This is a genomic window from Ruegeria sp. YTSA168 (assembly GCF_059610045.1).
On the sequence record NZ_JBXWMW010000001.1, the window covers coordinates 180,742 to 202,345 of the forward strand.

Here is a 21,604-nt window from a genome sequence, read left to right on the forward strand (position 1 = left end):
AAAGCGAAGGAACTGTGCGCCCCAAACGACGCTTGTTGTTGAAAACCTGCCGCTGAATGGCCTTTCCCTTTGTGCATAAACCCATATGTTTCCGGGCGAACCCGCAAATATAAAGGCAGGCCATTCATGACCACTGACCCTCTTGTCGTCTTCACCCCATCCGGCAAACGCGGGCATTTCCCAATTGGTACCCCAATTCTGACCGCCGCACGGCAGTTAGGTGTGGATCTGGATTCGGTCTGCGGCGGGCGCGGCATCTGTTCGAAATGCCAAATCACGCCCAGCTATGGTGAGTTTTCCAAACACGGCGTAACCGTGAACGACGGCGCGCTGAGTGAATGGAACGCGGTCGAGCAGCGTTATGACGACAAGCGGGGGCTAAAACCAGGTCGCCGTCTGGGCTGTCAGGCCACCGTGCAGGGTGACGTCGTGATCGACGTGCCTCCGGAAAGCCAGGTACATCGACAAGTGGTGCGCAAAGCGGCCACTGCGCGCGCCATCACCATGGATCCGGCAACGCGTCTGTACTTCGTTGCCGTAGAAGAACCCGATATGCATTCGCCCACCGGTGATCTGGAACGGCTCGAACGCGCCCTGCGTGATCAGTGGCAGATCGACGCCATCACCGCCGATCTGTCGCTGCTGTCCAAGCTGCAACCCGTTCTGCGCAAAGGGAAATGGGAGGTCACGGTCGCCATCCACAAAGGCCACAAAGACACTATCGCGCGAGTTGTCGAAATCTGGCCGGGCCTGCACGAGGGCGGGCTCTACGGTCTGGCCATCGACCTTGGTTCAACCACCATCGCGGCCCATCTGACCGATCTGGATACCGGCGAGGTCAAGGCATCCTCGGGCCTGATGAACCCCCAAATCCGCTTTGGCGAAGACCTCATGAGCCGCGTCTCCTATGCCATGATGAACCCCGGCGGCGATGCCGAGATGACCAAAGCGGTACGCGAGGCGATCAACGATCTGACCACCTCAATCGCTGATGAAGCTGAGATTGACGCCGCGTTGATCGTGGAAACGGTGTTTGTCTGTAACCCGGTCATGCATCACCTGCTACTGGGTCTGGATCCTATCGAGTTGGGTCAAGCCCCATTTGCGCTGGCCACATCCGAGTCAATGTCCCTGCCCGCCCGTGAGATGGACCTAACCAACATGAACCCCCGCGCGCAGGTCTATATCCTGCCCTGCATCGCAGGCCATGTGGGTGCGGACTGCGCCGCTGTGGCCCTGTCGGAAGAGCCCGGCAAATCCGAAGATCTGGTGCTGATCGTCGACGTGGGTACCAACGCAGAAATCCTGCTGGGCAATACCAGCCGCGTTCTGGCCTGTTCCTCACCCACCGGCCCAGCCTTTGAGGGTGCACAGATCAGTTCCGGCCAGCGGGCCGCCCCCGGCGCCATCGAACGGATCGAGATCGACCCTGTCACCAAAGAACCCCGCTTTCGTGTCATCGGGTCCGAGAAATGGTCGGATGAGGATGGGTTTGACGTCGATATTGCCACCACCGGCATTACTGGCATCTGCGGGTCCGGCATTATCGAAGCGGTCGCTGAAATGCGTATCGCGGGCCTGCTGGATGAAAGCGGGCTAATCGGCTCGGCCGAGCAAACCGGCACGTCGCGCAACGTGCCCGAGGGTCGCACCCATTCCTACCTGATACATGATGCCAGCGCGGATGGCGGCCCGCGGATCACCGTGACACAAGGCGACATCCGCGCCATCCAACTGGCCAAATCCGCACTCTATGCCGGGGCGCGGCTGTTGATGGACGAAATGGAGGTTGACCGTGTGGATCGTGTTGTCCTCGCAGGCGCATTTGGCGCGCATATCTCGACCAAACATGCGATGGTTCTGGGCATGATCCCGGATGCACCGCTGGACAAAGTGTCCAGCGCTGGCAACGCCGCAGGCACCGGTGCCCGAATTGCGCTGTGCAACATCGGTGCGCGGGCCGAAATCGAGCGCGTGGTGCGCGAAATCACCAAGGTCGAAACCGCCATCGAGCCGAAGTTCCAGGATCACTTCGTCGCCGCCAACGCGATCCCACACAAAACCGATCCGTTCCCAGAACTGGCTAAGGTCGTCACCCTGCCCGCGCCTTCGTTCAATACGGGCGGTGGCGATTCCGACGCTGGCGGAGGTCGGCGCCGTCGTCGCAGGGGGTAACTGGGTCAGAAAAGACAGGCTGTGGCTCACAAACAGAGTCGCGGCCTCTCAGACCTAACCAAAGCCGCCCAAGGCGGCACCAACTTATTGATCTTGAACATGAAAGTCTGGAGCGGGTAGCGGGAATCGAACCCGCGCGTTCAGCTTGGGAAGCTGACAGGCTACCATTACATCATACCCGCCGCGCAGATGTGGATAGCACCCCCTTTGACCGGGGTTCAAGAGGGATCATGTCTGGCCAGGATCTACTTGGTCAGGTCCTGAGCCAGCATCAGCGCGTTATTGTCTGGATCGAAAAAGGTTGCGGTGCTGACCATGCCTTCGATGGTTTCGGTCTCGCCATCGAACCGTACACCTGCTGTTTCCAACGCCTTGCGAGCCTCTAAGATATCCGCCACGCCAAAGACAGGTACGCAGTTACCGGGATTGGGGTCTGCCTGCTCTCCCAAACCCAGGGTCACACCTTTGGTATTGGTCTGCACTTCGCTCCAGCCCGCTTCGTCCATGTGATAGACGAGCTCAAAACCCAGGTTATCGTGATACCATCTCGCACTTGCGTGGCGGTCGCGGACAGAAAGGGCCAGAGTGATCGTATCATCAAGGGAAACGCGGGCCATATACTTTACCTTTTTCTATAAATCTAGTAACTATACTTTATGGACATTACGACACTTGTCAACCTGACATCGCGCGCTTGGTCGCTCAACATACTGGCGTTGTTGGATGAGGGTACGCCGGGACGTCAGGCCCCCTTGCTGGCTGCGACTAACGCAAGCCGGACGTCCTTTCGCGCCAGTCTTGATCATCTGATCACGCTGCGACTTCTGGAAAGAAATCCCGGCCACGGCCATCCGTTGCGGCCTGAATTCCGGCTGACACCAAAGGGTGTTGAGGCCGCGCAAATGGCTAGCAAGATTATCAAAGCCGTACCTGATGAAAGTGAATTTACCCTGCTTCGCAAAAGCTGGTCGGTCCCAGTGTTGGCGTTGACCAACGCTCCGCAGCGGTTTTCGACCATGAAAACCACCCTGAGCACAATCACAGACAGGGCATTGTCCGAGTCCTTATACAGGCTAGAAGATCATCAATTTATTCAAAGGGATATCAACCTCTCTGAACGTACGCCTTACCCGACCTATTGCGCGATCAATACCGGTTTGGCGGTAAATCAGGCCATCGGCTTGCGTATCTGAGGCCACGCTGGTCTGACTTTTGGGAGCGCAACAACAAAAAAAGGCCGGGCAAGTGCCCGACCTCCGATCAAGTTGCGTTCACAGCCTAGGCGCGGCGGCGGCGACCGCCTCCGCGACGTCCTCGCCCTTCACCTTCGGCTCCGGGTGCCTCGGGGGCTTTGTTGAACCTGATCCACTCACCACCATGGGGGTCGTTGTTGGTGAGCAAATTGGCGGCGCGGATGGCCTCCATTTCTTTACCGGCGCGCGGCAAGGTCGAGCCCAGACCAAATATCTGCACGAAAGTCTCATCGTCCATGCCTTCCGGCAGGATGATACCGGCGGCGGTCACGGCCTCTTTCTTCTCGGCAATCTTCTTTTGGGTCACCGGCAGGGCTACCGGGTTCATGATCGCCGAGGTCATGCCAGCACCCATGGCCATTGGCAGGAAGGCATTATTGATGCCGTGACGGTTCGGCAGGCCAAATGAGACGTTGGACGCACCGCATGTCGTATTCACACCCAATTCCTCGCGCAGACGACGGACCAGAGCGAACACCTGCTGACCCGCAGTAGCCATCGCGCCGATGGGCATCACCAGCGGGTCGACAACAATATCATGCGCGGGAATGCCGTAATCAGCAGCGCGCTCGACAATCGTTTTCGCAACAGCAAAACGCACGTCAGGATCTTCGGAAATACCGGTATCGTCGTTTGAGATGGCAACGACCGGCACGTTGTATTTCTTCACCAGCGGCAAAACCAGTTCCAGACGCTCTTCCTCGCCGGTGACCGAGTTCAGCAGCGGACGGCCTTCAGCCGCCTCAAGACCCGCTTCCAATGCGCCAGGAACCGAACTGTCGACACAGAGGGGTACATCAACGAGGCCCTGTACCAGCTCGACAATCTTACGCATCAGCGGCGGTTCGGTTTCATTCGGATTGGGGTTCGAGTTGTAGACAACGCCCGCGTTGATATCCAGAACGGTCGCGCCGGCAGCAACCTGTGCCAGTGCGTCTTTTTCGACGGTCGAAAAATCGCCCGCTTCCAGTTCAGCAGCCAGTTTCTTGCGGCCTGTGGGGTTGATCCGCTCACCGATCACGCAGAACGGTTCGTCAAAGCCCAGAACGGCAGTTTTTGTTTTTGATTCTACGACTGTACGGGTCATGTCCGTTCCTTAGGAGTTTGCAGGCTTCGTCGAAGCGCCGCCGTTATTGATCGCCCAGTTGGCGTTGGTCTTGATCCCGCCCAGTGGGAAGAAGTGAACGTTGGTGATGTTGAAATCAGGGTTGGCCGCTTTGTAGTTGGCCAGTTCGGTGATCACGTCGGTCGGCTCATAAGGCAGAAGCAGCTTGGACACATCCATGGCGCGCTTTTGCAGCACCTTCAGTGACGGACCAACGCCACAAGCGATGGCGAACTTGATCAGGGTCTGCAGCTTGGCGGGGCCCGCGATACCGATATGGACCGGAATGTCGATCCCTGCCTCTTTCAGGCTGTCGGCCCAAGCGATGATCGGCTTCGCGTCAAACGCGAATTGCGTGGCCAGAGCCATTTCCGCATCGGTGGTCTCAGAGAATTTCTGTTTCCAGCGCAACGCGTCATCGACATTCTTGGTTGAACCGTCGGGGTCAATGTCCTTGTTACCCTCTGGGTGACCCGCCACATGCAGGCGTTTGAAGCCTGCCTTGTCGAACAGACCGCTTTCCAGCAGCTGCATCGAGCTGTCGTAATCACCATGGGGCTTTGCCACGCCACCGGCCAGCAGCAGCGCTTGTTCAACGCCCGCCTCGCCCTGATACATGGAAATCCAGTTTTCCAGCGTCGCCGCATCCTTGATGATCCGCGCCGGGAAATGCGGCATCACCGGATAACCGTCAGCAGCGATGCGCTTAGCGGTCTTGACCATATCTTCGATCGGCGTGCCCTCGATATGGGCGATGTAGACGCGGGTGCCTTCGGGCAGCAGCGCGCGGAAATCTTCGACCTTCTCGGCGGTGCGCGGCATCACCTCGATCGAATAGCCCTGCAAAAAGGCTTCGACGGTCGGATTTACGGGGCCGTTTTCGACGGCGTCACGTTTCTTGAAGTTCAGCAAAGCCATTGCGGCCTCCCATAGCTGTCTGGGGCTCATGCCCAACCGTCATTGGCGATCAGCGCTTTGATGCGGTCCTGATCATATTCCGTTTCCAGACGCACGGCCTGCGCCTCAGCAATCTCGGACGGGTCGCCCTCAACCGCAAAAGGCGCGGCTTTGCGCCATTCGGCCAGGTAGGCATCACTGTCCTTGGCGTTCACTCTCATGGCGGCACGGTCGATGGCTTGTTCAAACCGTTCTTCCAACTGCCGCTTCGCGCCACGACGGCCTTTGCCGACGATGACCTGAGCGGGAATGTCGCGCCAATAAACGATGGTAACGTCAGGCATTGCTGTGATTCCTCCTAACCCGATGGGCCGGTTCTAAACACCTATGTGGGTCGTGGTCGGTCGGTTTTCGACACAAGTAGCATTTCAAGCGACTTTTTCGCCCACGATCCTGTACCCGGGCTTTTAGCCGAGTTCCAAGCCAATCCGCATATCAAAATTCTCATCGTCACTATGAAACTGCTGCATGAAACAGAAAAACCCCGGACGAATTGCATCGTCCGGGGTTTATTTTCAGCAATCGGCGAGGTTAGCCGACCAGGCCACCGTCTTCGCGGGTTACCGCGATGATGGCAGAGCGTGGAACCGCGTCACCGCCTTCGGGCCAATGGCTGTTGCCATCCTCACCGGGGTGCTGGATGCCCACGAACATGGTGCGGCGATCAGGCGACCAGCTGAGGCCGGTGATCTCACACTCATTCGGGCCTACCAGGAAACGACGGATTTCGCCGGTAACCGGGTCACCTGCCAGCATCTGGTTGTTACCCTGACCGGCAAAGTCGCCTTCGTTCGAGTATTTGCCATCTGTCTGGATCCACATCAGCCCATTGCTGTCGAACTTCAACCCGTCGGGTGAGTTGAACATGTTGTCGGCATTGATGTTGTCAGATCCTGCATTGGCGTCCTGATGCACGGTGGGGTTACCAGCCAGAACATAGAGGTCCCAGCCGAAGCCTGCCGCTGTGTGATCGCCACCTTCAGGGGTCCAGCGCACGATCTGGCCATAGTTGTTGGCCTCACGCGGGTTCGGACCGTTCACCGGCGTTTCATCGCCACCAGCATTCGGCTTGACGCCCCGGTTCTTGTTGTTGGTCAGGCAGCAATAGACCTCGGGCGAGTTGGGGTTCGCGGCAACCCATTCCGGGCGGTCCATTGTGGTTGCACCTACAGCCGAACCGGCTTGACGGGTGTGAACGCTGATTTCTGCCAGCGACGCCATACCTGTTGTCTCAGGTGTCAGCTCCAGCCACTCACCGGTTCCGTCGTCGTTGAACTTGGCGACCGAAAGAGTACCGTTTTCCAGCAGAGCATTGGTGTCAACACCAGCTGCATAGACGCCATCAGAGACAAAGCGATACAGGAACTCGCCACGCTCATCATCGCCCATGTAAACGACGACACGCCCATCGTTGTTTACAACCGCTTCAGCATTTTCGTGCTTGAAACGGCCCAAAGCGGTCAGTTTACGCGGAGTTGAGGTGGGATCGGTCGGATCAATCTCAACCACATAGCCTGCGCGGTTCGGTTCGTTGGGGTTTTTCGAGACGTCAAAGCGGTCATCGATCTTGGCCCAACCATAGCCCCAGTCGCTGGCCGAAACGCCATAGCGCTTGAGTTCAGGGCTGACCTCGTGATTCTCATCAGCTGCCGAGAAGTAACCGTTGAAGTTTTCTTCACAGGCCAGATATGTGCCCCAGGGCGTCATGCCGTTGCCGCAGTTGTTCCAGGTGCCCTTCGAGGTCGTCCCTGTCGCATCGGCTGCGGTTTTCAGCAGATCGTGGCCTGCGGCCGGCCCGGTCAAGGCCATATCGGTCTGCGGCGTGATACGGCGGTTGTAAGGGCTATCCTTGACGATCGCCCATGTGCCATCGGTGTTCGCGATCTCGACCACGGTAACACCATGGGCCATCATGCCCTTGGCAACATCGTCATCCGAGGCCGCCTTGGCATCGGAGTTATTGCCCCACAGGATGTCACGGTTGGTGTACTCGTTGTTCACAACCAACAGCACATGACCGTCATGCAGGAAGACGTCCTGACCATCAGTGTTGTCACCAAAGGCACGTTCCTGGCTGGCAGCCGTACCGCGCGTTGCATGGTCAAATTCGGGCGCATCGGACCAAAGCGGATCCCCCCAGCGCACCAAAACCTCGGCCTTGTAACCCGCAGGTACCACTATGTCATCTGCGGTGGAAATCGGGATTGCGTCAAACGCGAAACGATCTGCCGCAGCACGTGCACCCGAAGGTACAAACGAGCCGGCTACAGCCGTGAAACTGCCCATCGCCAGAACACCGCCCAAAAAACCGCGTCGCGACAAGGCCCGTTCAACCACACGATCAAATTCACATTCTTCGGGGCGTGGATTTACGACCTCATCATACTCATCAAAAGAAAGGGTGTGCTCGTCTTTCATGGCAATCTCCATATCTGGCTGAAAGCTGGTAGAGAATCCCGTATCGGGGATCGGCCACGGGATCGCACCCCAGTATGAACGCGGTGTGACAGTCACGTTAAATTCAAAATTGAAATCACTTGCGCGTCGGCGATCCCCCGCCTAGGGTCAAACTAACTCGAAAATCGGAGGGCGTGACGAATGGCGCCCAAGCGTCCCAAAGGTGCGGGCGCGTTCCCGAAGGCGGTCGAAAGCCCCGCGCCGGCAAGACCCGATCCAGATGCACTCTATGCGGCGTTGGATCTGGGGACAAATAGCTGCCGCATGTTGATAGCCCAGCCCAAGGGCAGCGGGTTCCATGTGGTCGACAGTTTCTCCAAATCCGTGCAGTTGGGCGCGGGTCTGGAACGCACGGGGCGTCTGTCCCGGGCCTCGATGTCGCGTACCGTTCAGGCTCTGCGCATTTGCCAGCAAAAGCTGAAACGCAATAAGGTCAAACGGATGCGTCTGGTCGCCACCGAAGCGTGCCGCCGCGCCAAGAACGCGCGCGACTTCATCCGACAGGTGAAACGTGAAACCGGTTTGACGTTGGAGATCATCCAGCCCGAAGAAGAGGCACGCCTGGCCGTCATCTCATGTGCGCCCTTGGTGTCCACCAAGACCGAACAGTTACTGGTCGTTGATATCGGCGGCGGTTCGACCGAGTTGGTGTGGATCGATATTTCCTCCCTCCCACGACGCGACCGCCCGGCTGCGATCATGCGCTTGCACAACGGGTTTCACACCGCTGACAGCCCCTTCCCGGCGGCCAAAGTTGTCGACTGGATCAGTGTTCCGCTGGGAGTTGCCACTTTGCGCGATCAGTTCCACGACGTCGAAGACGACTCGGCCCGTTTTGCCCTGATGAGCTGGTTTTTTGAAGAAAACCTGGCCGATTTCGCCCCTTACAAGGACGAACAGACCCGCGAGGGGTTCCAGATCGTCGGCACCAGCGGAACAGTAACGACCGTTGCCGCCTCGCATCTGGGTCTCAAGCGCTATGACCGAACCAAAGTGGACGGTCTGCGCATGACCAGCGATCAGATTGACAAAGTCATCCGCGGGTATTTAGAACTCGGCCCTCATGGGCGCCGCCGCGACCCCCGGATTGGGGATGACCGGCAAGCCCTGATCATGTCCGGCTCGGCCATTTTGCAGGCCCTTTTGCGTTGCTGGCCCACCGACCGCTTGTCTGTAGCGGACCGGGGGCTGCGCGAAGGTCTGCTGTATGCACAAATGAGCGCGGACGGTGTATTGGAAGACGGACCGTTCTGATGGCGAAGACACCGAGTGAAAAGAACACCTCAGGCCGTGGGCAACGCGACCTGAAGGTCAAGGTAAAGACCGCGCGCGGGCGAAAGCTCAGCTCGACTCGCTGGTTGGAACGACAGTTGAATGATCCCTATGTAAAACGCGCAAATGCCGAAGGGTATCGCGGGCGTGCGGCGTTCAAGATATTGGAATTGGACGAGAAATTCCGATTCCTCGTACCCGGTGCGCGCGTCGTGGATCTGGGTTGCGCCCCCGGTGGCTGGCTGCAAGTTGCGGTCAAGCGGGTGAATGCACTGGGCGAAAAAAGCGGCAAGCGGATCGGAACGGTTCTGGGCGTCGATCTGCAAGAGGTTGAGCCAGTGGCTGGCGCAACGGCCCATGTGCTGGATTTCATGGAAGACGACGCCGACCAACAGGTCAAAGACTGGCTGGGTGGCAAGGCGGATGTGGTGATGTCAGACATGGCAGCCGCCTCCTCGGGTCACAAGCAAACCGACCACCTGCGGATCATGGCATTGTGCGAGGCCGCCGCCTACTTCGCTTTCGACGTTCTTGAGGAAGGCGGCACGTTCGTTGCCAAAGTTTTGGCCGGAGGGGCCGAGGGCGACCTGCAGAAACTTCTGAAGCAGAAATTCGATAAGGTTGCCAACGTCAAACCGCCCGCATCCCGATCAGACAGCTCAGAAAAATTCGTGGTAGCAACAGGGTTTCGCGGCTGAAGTTAATCTTCGGTCGCGATCTGCACTGCAAGCGGGTGCTCCTGGAAAGACGCGGTTGCAAGGCTCTGCATCTCAACAACCTGTGAATCGTTCAGATACACTGGTCTACGATCCCGCAACTGCGCGATACGCTGCTCCAATGACCCTTTAACTGCCCCTGCACAGGGCTGTTTCTGCATCGTTTCTGACATGTGCCACCTGCAAACAAACCTGAGGCTGATGCCCCTAAGGCTGTCTAAAGGTGAAATTTGCCGGGATCATGGCCCAATACGGGCGAGCGCGTGCCGATCCAACTGAGCTTAGACCTGCGCGCCGGGATCGTCTTTCGATAGATCAATCAGAGCGCTGTTGTATTCGGCCCCCATGATCACAATCGCAGCGCACAGGTACAGGAAGATCAGCGCCGCCATAGCCCCAGCCAAACCCGCATAAGTGGCGCTGTAGCTGGCGAATTGACCGATATAGATCGAAAACCCCCATCCCCCGGTCCCCAACAGCACAAGTGTCAGAACCACGCCCGGCAGGATCTGCATCAGACTATGACGCCGCGTGGGCAGAACAAGGTGCGCCATCAGAATGGTCACAACCGGCACCGCCACCGCAAAGGTCCAGCGCAGGCGATCCGCCGACAACCAGGTTGCGACATCCACATCTGTGCGTTCGGAAACAAGCGCTGTGTAGACGGGCAGAACAACCTCAACTGCTGCCACGATCAGGACGGACGCGCCGCCCAGAATAACCAAAGCGATACACAGCAGACGTGTTTTCCAGAAGGGCCAGCTGTCATGGTCGTGATAGGCGTGGTTCATTGCTGTCCGCACCGCCGCGACCCCGTTTGAGGCAAAGTAAACGGCCAGCAAACCGCCCAGCGTAATTACCCCGGACCCGGACCCATCCAGCACCGCCCGCAGCTCGGCCACGATAGGTCCGGCCACGTCCTGTGGCCATGCGCCAAAGATCAAATCGACCAGTTCATCCGTCACATAACCTTGCGAGAGTGCTCCCGCCAGCGCGACGGTGAACAGCACAAAGGGAAACAGCGCCATCATCATCGACATGGCAACGTGGCTGCTCATGACAAAGCCGTTCTTATCGTTGAACCGCCGCACCGCCAGAAACAGCGCCTTGATCGGATGGGTTGAGAACAGATTCGAAGCAACAGACATGGGTCGACCCTAGCCCGCCACAAGCCAAGGTAGAACCCGCCGCATCGCGAATTCCAAATTATTAAATAGCTGACAGCATTGCATAAACGTATCGGGCTGTGCAGGATCAAGGCAGGCCCGTACCCTGCCCCAAGTCAGGTTCTTTATGACATCCGATCCAAACGCCCCAGTGATACGCCGCCGCCTCAGCCTGTCTGTGGTACGTGACAGCTGCATCGTTGCCGCTTTGGTTGTTCTTGGGCTTTATGCAGGAGCGGCCTTTCTGATCCCGTTGACGCTTGCCCTGCTGGTCAATGTTCTGATCATCGCGCTCAGCGATCGCGTCATCGCCCTTACACACTCGCCGGTTTGGCTGGCAAACCTGGCCGGAGTGACCGTTGTTTTGGCAGGCCTGTTCACCATCATGTATATTCTTGGCAGCCAGGCCACCCAATTTGCCCGTGGTATCACCACGTATGAGGCCCAGTTCGACAGCGCCATCAACCGTATCGCCGGGCTGGTGGGCAGCGATGTGACAACATTTATCCGTGACAACCTTGTCAGCATCGACATGTCCTATCTGGCGCGGCTGTTGCTGGGCAGCGCCACATCGCTGCTGAACCAGTTCTTTCTGATCAGCCTTTATGTCTCGTTCCTGATGGTCGAACGCCTGGCCTTTCGCAAAAAGATCCAGCTGGCCGCAGGAAGCCCCGAAACCGGGAAAGAGCTGTCGGTGATGCTGGATGCAATCTCGTTCAGCCTACAGCGGTATGTCGGCGTCAAAACCCTGATCAGTCTTATCACAGCAGGCATCAGCTATAGCATCTTCCGCATGCTTGGCCTGGAATATGCCGAGACATGGGCGGTTCTGACCTTCGCGCTGAATTTCATCCCCTCAATCGGGTCAATCATTGCCGTGGTGTTCCCGGCCATGATCGCTCTGGTGCAGTTCGAAAGCATCGGCCCGTTTCTGGTAGTGGTCCTGGGCTGTGGCACAATCCAGTTCCTGATCGGCAACTTCCTGGACCCTGCGATGCTGGGCCGGTCGCTGAACATGTCCACCTTCCTGGTCATACTGGCGCTGACTTTCTGGACCACAGTCTGGGGTTTGATCGGCGCCTTCCTGAGCGTGCCCCTGACGGTCTGCATCCTGATCGTTTTCAGCCATATCCCTGCGCTGCGTCCAGTCGCGATTTTGATGTCTTTGGATGGGCGATTAGGGGACGATTCCAAATGAAGAACAAGAACGCAGCGTCGTTCGTCTATCGACTCTAGCGCAAAGCAAACAGACGGAGCCCTGAAAACAAAATGTGGACAGTGTTGGTATCTGCCGCCGTCTTTGCACTTTATGTCACGGCCGCCATCTTCTCGCTCAGGGCGGCGCAGACGGCCCGAACACCACAGGGCGCGGTTGGCTGGGTGGTCTTTCTGATCGCTGCCCCGTTCTTTGCCGTACCGATGTATCTGTTTCTGGGCCGCCACCGTTTTCGCGGCTACCGCATTGCCCGACAGGAAAGCGAGCGCGTGGTCGAAGGCATCAAGACATTCGCCGATCACTCCAAGCCAGATCCTGAGAAAATGTCGATCAATCCCCGGCCGTTCGAATTCCTGGCCCACCTGCCCGTTTCGCGCGGCAATGGGGCCGAGCTGCTGATTGATGGCGATGCTACATTCGATGCGATTTTCGAAGCCATTGATGCGGCAAAGAACTACATCCTGATCCAGTTCTACATTGTGCGTGCCGATGAATTGGGGCTGAAGCTTCAGAAACGGCTCATCGCGGCCTCGGATCGGGGTGTGCACGTGCGGTTCATGACCGACGCGGTGGGCAGCTATGGCTTGCCGTCCGAGTTTCTGGAAACCATGCAGAACGCAGGCATTGATGTCGCCAACCCGAAGGAACAACGCGGCCCGAACTTTCGCTTTCAGTTGAACTACCGCAACCATCGAAAAACCGTGGTGATCGACGGAGAGACCGGCTTTATCGGCGGGCACAATGTTGGCGTCGAATATCTAGGTCAGGGCGAAAAGTTCGGCCACTGGCGCGACACACATGTGAAAATTACCGGCCATATTGTCCGACAACTGCAGCTGATCTTTACCGAGGATTGGCACTGGGCCCGTGGCGAGGACCTGATCGACGATCTGGATTGGGCTGGCAGCGAATCTGATCAAGATATGAACGCGCTTCTGGTCGCCACCGGGCCCGGCGACGACACCGAAACCGGCGCTATGATGTTCTTTTCGGCCATCGCCGAAGCAAAAGAGCGGTTCTGGATTGCCTCGCCCTATTTCGTGCCCGATATCGACGTTATGACAGCGTTGCAACATGCGGCCATGCGCGGTGTGGATGTGCGTATCCTTGTGCCCGAGGTGATCGATCACCGCCTGCCCTGGCTGGCCGCCTTTGCTTATTTTGATGAGGTTCGAAACTGCGGCGCGCGGGTGTTTCGCTATACGGATGGCTTCATGCACCAGAAGGTGTTTGTGGTCGATGACACGCTGGCCGCAGTGGGCACAACCAATCTGGACAACCGATCATTCCGGCTGAATTTTGAAGCAATGGCGTTGTTTTTCAACACCGAAGCCGCGCGGGCAGTGGAACGGATGCTGCTGGCTGATTTCGACAAGAGTTACGAGTTGACGCGGTCACTGAGCCAACAACCGGCCTATATTCGGTTTGGTGCGCCCCTGGCCCGTTTGTTTGCACCTATTCTCTAGGGGATTGGCCTAAGGAAAAGAGCCGTTCCTGAAACACACGGGTCATTAGGGCAACCATATAGGCGGTCGAAAGACCAAAGGCCAAAAGCCCGGTAACCGACGCAAAAGATCCAAAAATCCGTAACGCCTCACCCAGAACGATATCGCCATAACCCAGCGTGGTGAACGTCACCAATGAGAAATACAACGCCGTATTCCAATCCGGCAGCACCTCAAGCAAAACCCAAACGATCGCCCATATCCACACCTGAATTGTGTGTGTTAAAACGATAAACGCCAGCGCCACGGCAATCGGGGCGGCAGTGGCCAGAAACAGCCCGTATTTGGACCATTTCATTTCCATCCTCATCACGAAAATCGTGCACCAGGTCAGGAAAAAGATCTCGACCACAAAGCAGAGCCCAAGAAAGGCACTGCCCCAAACAATCTGGTGCAGCAAGCTCATGATTTTCCACCCTGTTCCGCGATGATCCCGTGAGTATTAGAATGGCCTCTGCGGCGGAAAGGTACAAGACCGGCGCGCCCTCAATATACCTGCGGCGAAACGCATCGGAGAGCGTTCGGCACTGGACATGGGTGAATTCCGTTGCACATCCTGCATGAAAAAGCGGGGCAGATCATGCTGTTGACGATAGACAAGGTGCAGAAATCCTATCCTGGTGGGCGGCCTGTCCTGCGTGATGTGTCGCTGACCCTGGATCAGGGGCAGACACTGGCCCTGACCGGTGAAAGTGGCAGCGGCAAATCCACCTTGCTGAACCTAGCCGCCGCTTTGGATAGCTTCGATGCCGGTGAGATCACACTTGATGGCGTGGCCCTTTCAACGCTGGATGATGCAGGCCGTGCCGCCTTGCGCCGCACTCAGGTCTCTCTGGTGTTTCAACAGTTTAACCTGATCCCATCGCTCACTGTTTCGCAAAATCTGTCCTTTCACGCCCGGCTGGCGGGGTGCCATGACACCGAGTGGAGCACTCAACTGGCTGATCGGCTCGGGTTGTCCGATCTGCTGGAACGCTTCCCCGAGAACCTGTCCGGTGGGCAGCAACAGCGCGTTGCCATTGGCCGCGCCATGGCCGCGCGGCCCAAACTGCTGCTGGCCGATGAGCCTACGGGCAACCTGGACGAAACTGCCAGTGCCAATGTCTTGGACCTGATGCTGGCACTGGTTGCTGATACCGGCGCCGCTTTGCTATTGGTGACCCATTCACAAGACATTGCCGCGCGGCTCGACCAGCGCGTGCATCTGGCCGGTGGCCGCATCGAATGACCAGGGCCGTCATACAGGCGCTGCTATCACACTGGCGCGCGCATTGGCTGCAACTGGCAACGCTGCTGATCGGCATTGCCTTGGCAACCGGTCTGTGGTCTGCCGTGCAGGCCATCAACGCCGAGGCCCGCGCAAGCTATGCGCGTGCCAATGCGCAACTGGCCTTGGGGCAGTTTGATGAGTTGCGCGATCCAAGCGGACCCATCCCTTTGTCCCGATACGCTGAACTGCGCCGGGCAGGTTGGCAGGTGGCTGCCGTTCTGGAAGGTCCTTATCGCGTGGAAGGTCGCACCTTGCGTGTGATGGGTGTCGATATGGTGGCTTACCCTGCCCTGCCCGCCGTGACGGAAACCGAGCAAAGTACCGCTTCCCCAAATCCGGCCGACATCTTGACGGCTCCGGGCAGATTGCTGGTTCATCCAGACCTCGTGCCGCTGTTGTCTTCCGTCGCAGGACTGCCACCGATCATCCTCAGCACATCGCTGCCTTCCGATGTGATTCTAACCGATATCGGCGCGGCCGAAGCCCTTCTGGACCAACGCGGTATGATTTCCCGTCTTGTGGTTTTGCCAAACCAGCCACGCGGACGCCCGCCCCTGTCGCAGGTCGCGCCTGAACTACAGCAGATCAGCCCGGCCTCGCAGGTCGATACGGCCCAGCTGACCGATAGTTTTCACCTGAACCTCACTGCCTTCGGCTTACTGTCATTTGCTGTCGGGTTGTTCATTGTGAACGGCACGGTCGGATTGGCCTTTGCCCAGCGGCGCGGCATGATCCGAACCTTGCGTGCCTTGGGCGTTTCGATGCGGCGGCTGGTTTGGATGGTTCTGGCTGAATTGGCGGTACTGGCCTGTATCGGCGGAGCTTTGGGCCTGATCCTGGGTTTCTTTCTCGCAGGCGCGTTGCTGCCGGATGTCGCCGCAACCCTGCGTGGGCTTTATGGCGCCCCTGTCACCGGGCAGTTGAGCCTGCAACCGAGCTGGGCGCTGGCGGGTATGGCCATGGCACTGGTCGGCACCTTGGGGGCCAGCGGTCATGCGCTTTGGCGTCTGTCTCGTATGCCACTGCTCGAAGGACCCGGCGCTCAGGCTTGGCGCGGCAGCGGGCGATCACACGACCTGATCGGGATGGTCGGAGTGTTCCTGATCGCCTGCGGAACCGCCCTCTATTTCGGCATCGGTGGTCTGCTCGGGGGCTTTGCACTGCTCGCTGGGCTGTTGACCGGTGCAGCACTGGTTTTGCCCTGGTTCCTTTCGCTAGCCCTGACGATCTTTGCTATGAAAGCACGCGGGCCCGTATCTCAATGGATCTGGGCGGATATGCGGGCGCAATTACCTGGGCTTTCCTTGGCACTGATGGCCTTGTTGCTAGCGCTTGCGGCCAATATCGGTGTCGGCACGATGGTGTCCAGCTTTCGGCTGACCTTTGTCGGCTGGCTGGATCAACGCCTGACCTCGGAGCTGTATGTGACCGCCGCAGATGATCAGCAAGCGGCGGACATCATCGCGTGGCTGACCCCTCAGGTGGACGCAATTCTGCCCATCCGCAGTGCAGAACTTACACACGAAACCGGCCCGCTGTTCCTGTATGGCGTGGTCGACGACCCGGTCTACCGGGATCACTGGCCATTGATCGCACGATCAGATGGCGATTGGGATCGGGTGATGTCAGGACAGGCAATCCTCATTAACGAACAGCTAGCCCGGCGCGCGGATCTTTGGCCCGGAGATGTTCTGGCGCTGTCGTCGACTGCCTCTCTGCCCATTGCAGGCGTCTATTCCGACTATGGCAATCCAACCGGTCAGGCGATCGTGTCGATGTCCCGTCTGGATCAGATCGCGCCGGGGGCTGATGCAAGACGTTTCGGCATTCGCATGGACCCAGATCACGCGACCGAGATGGCGCAATCCCTGCGCACTCAGTTCGATATGCCCCCGCGCAGCGTGGTTCAACAGGCGGCGATGAAGGCACAATCGCGGGCGATTTTCGAGAAGACATTTGTCGTGACCTCAGCCCTGAATATCCTGACCCTTGGGGTTGCCGGATTTGCAATACTGACCAGCCTGCTTACCCTTTGGACGCAGCGCCTGCCCCGAATCGCGCCGGTCTGGGCCTTGGGTCTGAATCGTGCGCAACTGGCTAGGTTCGAGCTATTGCGCAGTGCCCTGCTGGCCGCATTGACTGCCTGTCTGGCTTTGCCCTTGGGGCTGGTTCTGGCCTGGGTTTTGCTTGCTGTTATCAATGTACAGGCCTTTGGATGGCGACTTCCGATGTTCCTGTTCCCGTGGGACTGGCTGTATCTGTTCCTTCTGACGCTACTGGCTGCTTTTGTGGCGGCGGCCCTGCCCGCGTTGCGACTGCTGCGCCTGCCCCCAGCCAGCCTGCTGAGAGTGTTTGCCAATGAACGTTAGAGCGTTTTTTCTTTTTCTGCTGGTCTGGCTTCCGACATCCGCACTAGCCCAAGGTTATGCGGGTCTGGGCGGATCGGCAGACGGGTTTGATGTGCCGCAGCGTGGCGTCCCGTTCGAGTTTCCGCAAGATCACGGGCCCCATCCCAGCTACCGGATCGAATGGTGGTATCTGACCGCCAATCTCAAGGGGGATGACGGGCGCGACTATGGCATCCAGTGGACCTTGTTTCGCTCGGCTCTCAAGCCCTTTGAGGTCGAGGGTTGGCAAAGCCCACAGATCTGGATGGGCCACGCCGCTGTCACGACGCCTGAACGGCACTACTTTGCCGAACGCCTGTCGCGCGGCGGTATCGGTCAGGCGGGGGTCATAGCAAAACCCTTTGCCGCTTGGATCGACGAATGGCGCATAAGCGGGCCCGATTTCGATACGCTATCCCTGACCGCAAACGGAGAGGATTTTGGGTACACCCTGTCGCTAAACGCCCAAGGCCCATTGGTGTTTCACGGCGAAGATGGCTATTCAGTCAAATCCGCCGATGGACAGGCCAGCTACTACTATTCTCAACCCTTCTATACAGTTGAAGGTACTTTGCACCTGCCACAGCGCGATGTCACCGTCACCGGTTCGGCTTGGCTGGACCGTGAATGGTCCTCGCAACCTCTGGCCGAAGATCAAAGCGGATGGGATTGGTTCTCGCTCAGCTTTGATGATGGCGACAAGCTGATGGCCTTCCGGTTGCGCGGGGATCGCGGGGATTTCACTGCCGCCACTTGGATCAATGCAGATGGCAGCACCGAGGCATTGCCGAACGGTTCCGCCGCATTCACCCAGTTAGAAACCGCAGAGGTCGCGGGACGAGATGTACCGATACGCTGGCAGGTGGACCTGCCGGACCGGGGGCTTAACGTCAAGGTCTCGGCCCTGATCCCTGATGCCTGGATGGCCACGCGATTTGAATACTGGGAAGGCCCGGTCACTGTCTCAGGCAGCCACGCCGGGCGCGGCTATCTGGAAATGACCGGGTACTGATCAGCGCACCACGTAGACCGAAGCCGTAGCGTGACGTACAACGCGCGCCGCATTGGGGCCCAGCAGATAATCCTTAAAATCAGGCTTATGTGCCCCGATCACGATCAGGTCGGATCCGGCGCCCTCAGCTGTTTTCAGGATTTCCTGATAGGCCGTGCCAGTGGCCACCACGTGGCGCATCACGGCGTTGCGTTCCGCTCCAAGCGCAGAGACACAAAGGTTCGCCAGCTTGTCATGCGCCTCGGCCAGCGCCTTATCGTGGAAGTCGGCCTCGAAAAACCCCGACACCCAGCTTTCGCCAAAATCCGGAAGAACGGTCACGACATCCAGCTGCGCCCCATCCAGATCCGCCAGCCTGGCGGCCTGTTTCAGGACCGGGCTGTCCAGATCACCATTGCTGATATCGACGGCGCAAAGAACTGATTTGGTCATGCGGGCACCTCTTGTCTGGCGGCACGGCCGCGTTGCAGGAAGGCGATCAGAGCCAGCAGGATCATCGCCGGGATATAGACCAGTTGTTTCGGAGGCTGGCTGGATGGCAAGCTGACCGAGGTCAGGCGCACCGCTTCGTCCCCGTAATAGTCGAAGATATCCAGATCATCGGCGACAGGCGTGCCAAACAGCGGTTCCTCAAGCTTGATCAGCCCATCTTCGGGGATCAGGATCAGCCCCATCGCTTCAACCCTTGCCGCGCCGCCCTCTTCATCACCGACGGTGACAACAACGGTGGTATCGGCCATTTCGAGCGTGTCGAAATCCGGGCCGGATATGACCAGTCGCACCTCGGACCCCGGTGCCGTCTGACCTATCGTTTCTTCAAACGCAGCAGGCTCGACCGACTGGAACGGAGGCGAGATGCGATCCATGAAATAGTCGGGTCTAAACAGCGCAAAAGCGACGAAGATCAGCGCGATGCTTTCATAGATGCGGCTGTGGGTCAGGAAGTAGCCCATCGTGCCAGCCGTGAAGACCAGGATAGCGATGGTTGCAAATATGGCGACGGTTATCCCTTCGACCCAGGTGACATCGATCAACAGCAGATCAGTGTTGAAGATAAACACAAAAGGCAGCGCTACGGTCCGCAAGCTGTAGAAGAACGCGGTGAAACCGGTCTTGATCGCATCACCGCCCGATACAGCGGCAGCCGCGAAGCTGGCCAAACCAACAGGCGGTGTCACGTCTGCCATGATCCCAAAGTAGAACACGAATAGGTGCACCGCGATCAACGGCACAATCAACCCGCTTTGGGCACCCAGTTCGACAACCACACCGGCCATCAGCGAGCTGACGACGATATAGTTCGCCGTGGTTGGCAGACCCATCCCCAGGATCAGGCTAAGGATACCGACCATGATCAGCATCAGGATCAGGTTGCCGCCCGACAGGAACTCGACCAGATCGGCCATCACCTGTCCAACACCGGTCAGCGTTACGGTGCCCACGATCACACCTGCCGTGGCCGTGGCCAAAGCGATACCGATCATGTTGCGCGCGCCGTCGATCAGGCCCTGCCATAGATCGGCAACACCGTCGATGAAGCGGTTATAGACATCGCTTTCGCCACGGAAGATCGCCTTGAGCGGCTTTTGCGTCAGCAGGATCACGAACAACAGCGCCGTTGCCCAGAAGGCCGACAGACCCGGTGATTTCTGTTCGATCATCAGGAAGTAGACCAAAACGATGATCGGCAGCAGGTAATGCAGGCCAGCTTTGTAGATATCAGCGATCACCGGCAAGGTGACTTCTTTCGCGTTTGGATCATCGGGCTCCAGATCCGGAACCTGTGCCGCCAGATAAAGCAGAGCGATATACACCGCGACGATAATCAGGCTCAGCACAATCCCAGCAGCTGATGGCACCAACGTAGTGACCGCGTCGACCGGGAATTGCGAGCCATAGCAGAGACCGGCAAAGACGAGGAAGAAGGACAGCATGCCCACCACCGTGCGCGCCAGATGCACATCGCGGTCGCCCAGCGTCGGCATGTTCCGCTTAACGGCTTCAAGGTGCACAATATAGACCAGCGCGATGTAGGAGATCGCAGCTGGCAGGAAGGCATGGGTAATCACCTCGACGTAGGAAATACCCACATACTCCACCATCAAGAAGGCCGCAGCGCCCATGACGGGCGGCATGATCTGGCCATTCACAGAACTTGCAACCTCGACCGAGCCTGCCTGTTCACTGCTAAAGCCCACGCGTTTCATGAGCGGGATGGTGAAGGTACCCGTGGTAACAACATTGGCGATGGACGAGCCCGAGATCAGGCCGGTCGCCGCAGACCCCACAACAGCCGCCTTGGCAGGGCCACCGCGCAGGTGGCCAAGGGCACCAAAGGCCATCTTGATAAAGTAGTTCCCTGCCCCGGCCTTATCCAGCAAGGCCCCGAACAGCACGAACAAGAAGACGAATTTTGTGGAAACGCCAAGTGCGATACCAAATACGCCTTCCGAGGTGATCCACATATGGCTCATCGCCTTTTTCAGGCTGGCGCCTTTCCAGCGGATGACTTCGGGCACCCATTCGGAAGATCCAAAGAAAACATAAGCAAGGAAAATCGTTGCAATGATTGCCATTGCCGGGCCAAGCGCGCGGCGCGCAGCCTCAAACAGCAGTAGCAGACCGCCCAGGGCAACCCATTTGTCCGTATCATCTGCAAGACCGCCTGCATTGACGATCTTCTCATAGAAAAAGTAGCCATACAGCGCGACAAACGCCCCCAACATGCCCATGATCCAATCCTGTATCGGGATATAGTCGCGCGGACTGGATTTCAGCGCCGGATAGGCCGCAAAGGCCAGAAACATCGCAAAGGCCAGATGAAACTGCCGTGAGTTGTTCACAATGCTGCCTGGCAGCACATAGTTCGCTATGGGCGAGGCCAAAACGACCTGAAAGATCGACCAGATCGCCGCAACAATGGCCAGGAAAATCCCCACATTGCCGACCGGATTACGTCCGCCCGCATCGGATGACGCCACAAGATCCTGAAGTTCTTCTTCGGATAGCGGACGATTGGGTTGTGTGTCGGAACTCATGCAAATGTCTCCCCGTCGCGACCATTTTTGGCCTTCTGAATCACCCGCTTTGTGCGGGTTTGGGTTGCAGGGCGC

At 58.2% G+C, this 21,604-nt stretch carries 19 protein-coding genes and 1 tRNA gene; 9 read left to right on the forward strand and 11 right to left on the reverse strand.

From position 1 onward, the window contains the following. The first annotated feature begins 126 nt into the window (after positions 1 to 126). Positions 127 to 2,175, forward strand: a complete 2,049-nt coding sequence (locus AC2FFE_RS00925; protein WP_496845607.1) for an ASKHA domain-containing protein — start codon at positions 127 to 129, stop codon at positions 2,173 to 2,175. A 108-nt stretch (positions 2,176 to 2,283) separates the two neighbouring features. Here AC2FFE_RS00925 and AC2FFE_RS00930 read toward each other — a convergent pair. Together AC2FFE_RS00930 and AC2FFE_RS00935 are read right to left on the reverse strand one after the other, a co-directional pair. Continuing rightward, a tRNA-Gly gene (locus tag AC2FFE_RS00930) sits at positions 2,284 to 2,357 on the reverse strand. A gap of 63 nt (positions 2,358 to 2,420) precedes the next feature. Then, complete coding sequence (locus AC2FFE_RS00935) at positions 2,421 to 2,792, reverse strand: VOC family protein (RefSeq protein ID WP_496845608.1); 372 nt, start codon at positions 2,790 to 2,792, stop codon at positions 2,421 to 2,423. Between the two features lie 39 nt (positions 2,793 to 2,831). Between AC2FFE_RS00935 and AC2FFE_RS00940 the strand changes: the two genes are divergently transcribed. Beyond that, positions 2,832 to 3,368, forward strand: coding sequence for a winged helix-turn-helix transcriptional regulator (locus AC2FFE_RS00940; RefSeq protein WP_496845609.1), 537 nt, complete (start codon positions 2,832 to 2,834; stop codon positions 3,366 to 3,368). 85 nt (positions 3,369 to 3,453) lie between these two features. Here AC2FFE_RS00940 and AC2FFE_RS00945 read toward each other — a convergent pair whose 3' ends face one another. From AC2FFE_RS00945 to AC2FFE_RS00960, 4 genes are all read right to left on the reverse strand, one after another. Beyond that, entirely contained in the window at positions 3,454 to 4,515 is a 1,062-nt protein-coding gene (locus tag AC2FFE_RS00945; protein WP_496845610.1) for a methyltetrahydrofolate cobalamin methyltransferase, read from the reverse strand. Positions 4,516 to 4,524: 9 nt separating this feature from the next. Further along, positions 4,525 to 5,451: a methylenetetrahydrofolate reductase gene (locus AC2FFE_RS00950; RefSeq protein ID WP_496818773.1), complete on the reverse strand. Its 927-nt coding sequence runs from the start codon at positions 5,449 to 5,451 to the stop codon at positions 4,525 to 4,527. 26 nt (positions 5,452 to 5,477) lie between these two features. Next, positions 5,478 to 5,774 (reverse strand): virulence factor, encoded by a 297-nt coding sequence (locus tag AC2FFE_RS00955; RefSeq protein ID WP_496818482.1) that lies wholly within the window; start codon positions 5,772 to 5,774, stop codon positions 5,478 to 5,480. A gap of 247 nt (positions 5,775 to 6,021) precedes the next feature. Continuing rightward, positions 6,022 to 7,908 carry a PhoX family protein gene (locus AC2FFE_RS00960; RefSeq protein WP_496845611.1) on the reverse strand — a complete coding sequence of 629 codons (1,887 nt, stop codon included), beginning with the start codon at positions 7,906 to 7,908 and terminating at the stop codon, positions 6,022 to 6,024. Between the two features lie 180 nt (positions 7,909 to 8,088). On the opposite strand from AC2FFE_RS00960, the gene AC2FFE_RS00965 reads away from it, so the two are divergent. Together AC2FFE_RS00965 and AC2FFE_RS00970 are read left to right on the forward strand one after the other, a co-directional pair. Further along, positions 8,089 to 9,201, forward strand: coding sequence for a Ppx/GppA phosphatase family protein (locus tag AC2FFE_RS00965; RefSeq protein WP_496818483.1), 1,113 nt, complete (start codon positions 8,089 to 8,091; stop codon positions 9,199 to 9,201). Continuing rightward, positions 9,201 to 9,917, forward strand: a complete 717-nt coding sequence (locus AC2FFE_RS00970) for an RlmE family RNA methyltransferase (protein WP_496845612.1) — start codon at positions 9,201 to 9,203, stop codon at positions 9,915 to 9,917. The genes AC2FFE_RS00965 and AC2FFE_RS00970 overlap by 1 nt, the downstream gene beginning before the upstream one ends. A gap of 2 nt (positions 9,918 to 9,919) precedes the next feature. On the opposite strand, the gene AC2FFE_RS00975 is transcribed toward AC2FFE_RS00970, so the two are convergent. Both AC2FFE_RS00975 and AC2FFE_RS00980 read right to left on the reverse strand, forming a co-directional pair. Next, positions 9,920 to 10,108: a hypothetical protein gene (locus AC2FFE_RS00975; protein WP_496818485.1), complete on the reverse strand. Its 189-nt coding sequence runs from the start codon at positions 10,106 to 10,108 to the stop codon at positions 9,920 to 9,922. A gap of 108 nt (positions 10,109 to 10,216) precedes the next feature. Next, the gene (locus AC2FFE_RS00980) at positions 10,217 to 11,083 is read right to left on the reverse strand and encodes a YihY/virulence factor BrkB family protein (protein WP_496818486.1); all 867 of its coding nucleotides are present in this window, start codon (positions 11,081 to 11,083) and stop codon (positions 10,217 to 10,219) included. Between the two features lie 145 nt (positions 11,084 to 11,228). Here AC2FFE_RS00980 and AC2FFE_RS00985 point away from each other — a divergent pair, with 145 nt between their 5' ends. Then, complete coding sequence (locus AC2FFE_RS00985; protein WP_496845613.1) at positions 11,229 to 12,299, forward strand: AI-2E family transporter; 1,071 nt, start codon at positions 11,229 to 11,231, stop codon at positions 12,297 to 12,299. A gap of 71 nt (positions 12,300 to 12,370) precedes the next feature. After that, positions 12,371 to 13,783 (forward strand): cardiolipin synthase, encoded by a 1,413-nt coding sequence (gene cls / locus AC2FFE_RS00990; RefSeq protein ID WP_496845614.1) that lies wholly within the window; start codon positions 12,371 to 12,373, stop codon positions 13,781 to 13,783. Here cls and AC2FFE_RS00995 read toward each other — a convergent pair. Continuing rightward, entirely contained in the window at positions 13,773 to 14,228 is a 456-nt protein-coding gene (locus AC2FFE_RS00995; protein ID WP_496845615.1) for an ion channel, read from the reverse strand. The genes cls and AC2FFE_RS00995 overlap by 11 nt on opposite strands. A 174-nt stretch (positions 14,229 to 14,402) precedes the next feature. On the opposite strand from AC2FFE_RS00995, the gene AC2FFE_RS01000 reads away from it, so the two are divergent. From AC2FFE_RS01000 to AC2FFE_RS01010, 3 genes are read left to right on the forward strand one after another with little or no spacing between them, the layout of a single operon-like run. Beyond that, on the forward strand, positions 14,403 to 15,050 hold the full coding sequence (locus AC2FFE_RS01000) for an ABC transporter ATP-binding protein (protein ID WP_496845616.1): 648 nt from the start codon (positions 14,403 to 14,405) through the stop codon (positions 15,048 to 15,050). Further along, positions 15,047 to 17,461 carry an FtsX-like permease family protein gene (locus tag AC2FFE_RS01005; RefSeq protein WP_496845617.1) on the forward strand — a complete coding sequence of 805 codons (2,415 nt, stop codon included), beginning with the start codon at positions 15,047 to 15,049 and terminating at the stop codon, positions 17,459 to 17,461. Before AC2FFE_RS01000 ends, AC2FFE_RS01005 begins: the two co-directional genes overlap by 4 nt. After that, positions 17,451 to 18,491, forward strand: a complete 1,041-nt coding sequence (locus AC2FFE_RS01010; RefSeq protein ID WP_496845618.1) for a lipocalin-like domain-containing protein — start codon at positions 17,451 to 17,453, stop codon at positions 18,489 to 18,491. Before AC2FFE_RS01005 ends, AC2FFE_RS01010 begins: the two co-directional genes overlap by 11 nt. On the opposite strand, the gene AC2FFE_RS01015 is transcribed toward AC2FFE_RS01010, so the two are convergent. Together AC2FFE_RS01015 and AC2FFE_RS01020 are read right to left on the reverse strand one after the other, a co-directional pair. Then, a complete protein-coding gene (locus AC2FFE_RS01015) occupies positions 18,492 to 18,923 on the reverse strand; it encodes a universal stress protein (protein ID WP_496818494.1) in 432 nt (143 codons plus the stop codon). Then, positions 18,920 to 21,529, reverse strand: coding sequence for a TRAP transporter permease (locus AC2FFE_RS01020; protein ID WP_496845619.1), 2,610 nt, complete (start codon positions 21,527 to 21,529; stop codon positions 18,920 to 18,922). The genes AC2FFE_RS01015 and AC2FFE_RS01020 overlap by 4 nt, the downstream gene beginning before the upstream one ends. Positions 21,530 to 21,604 lie beyond the last annotated feature (75 nt).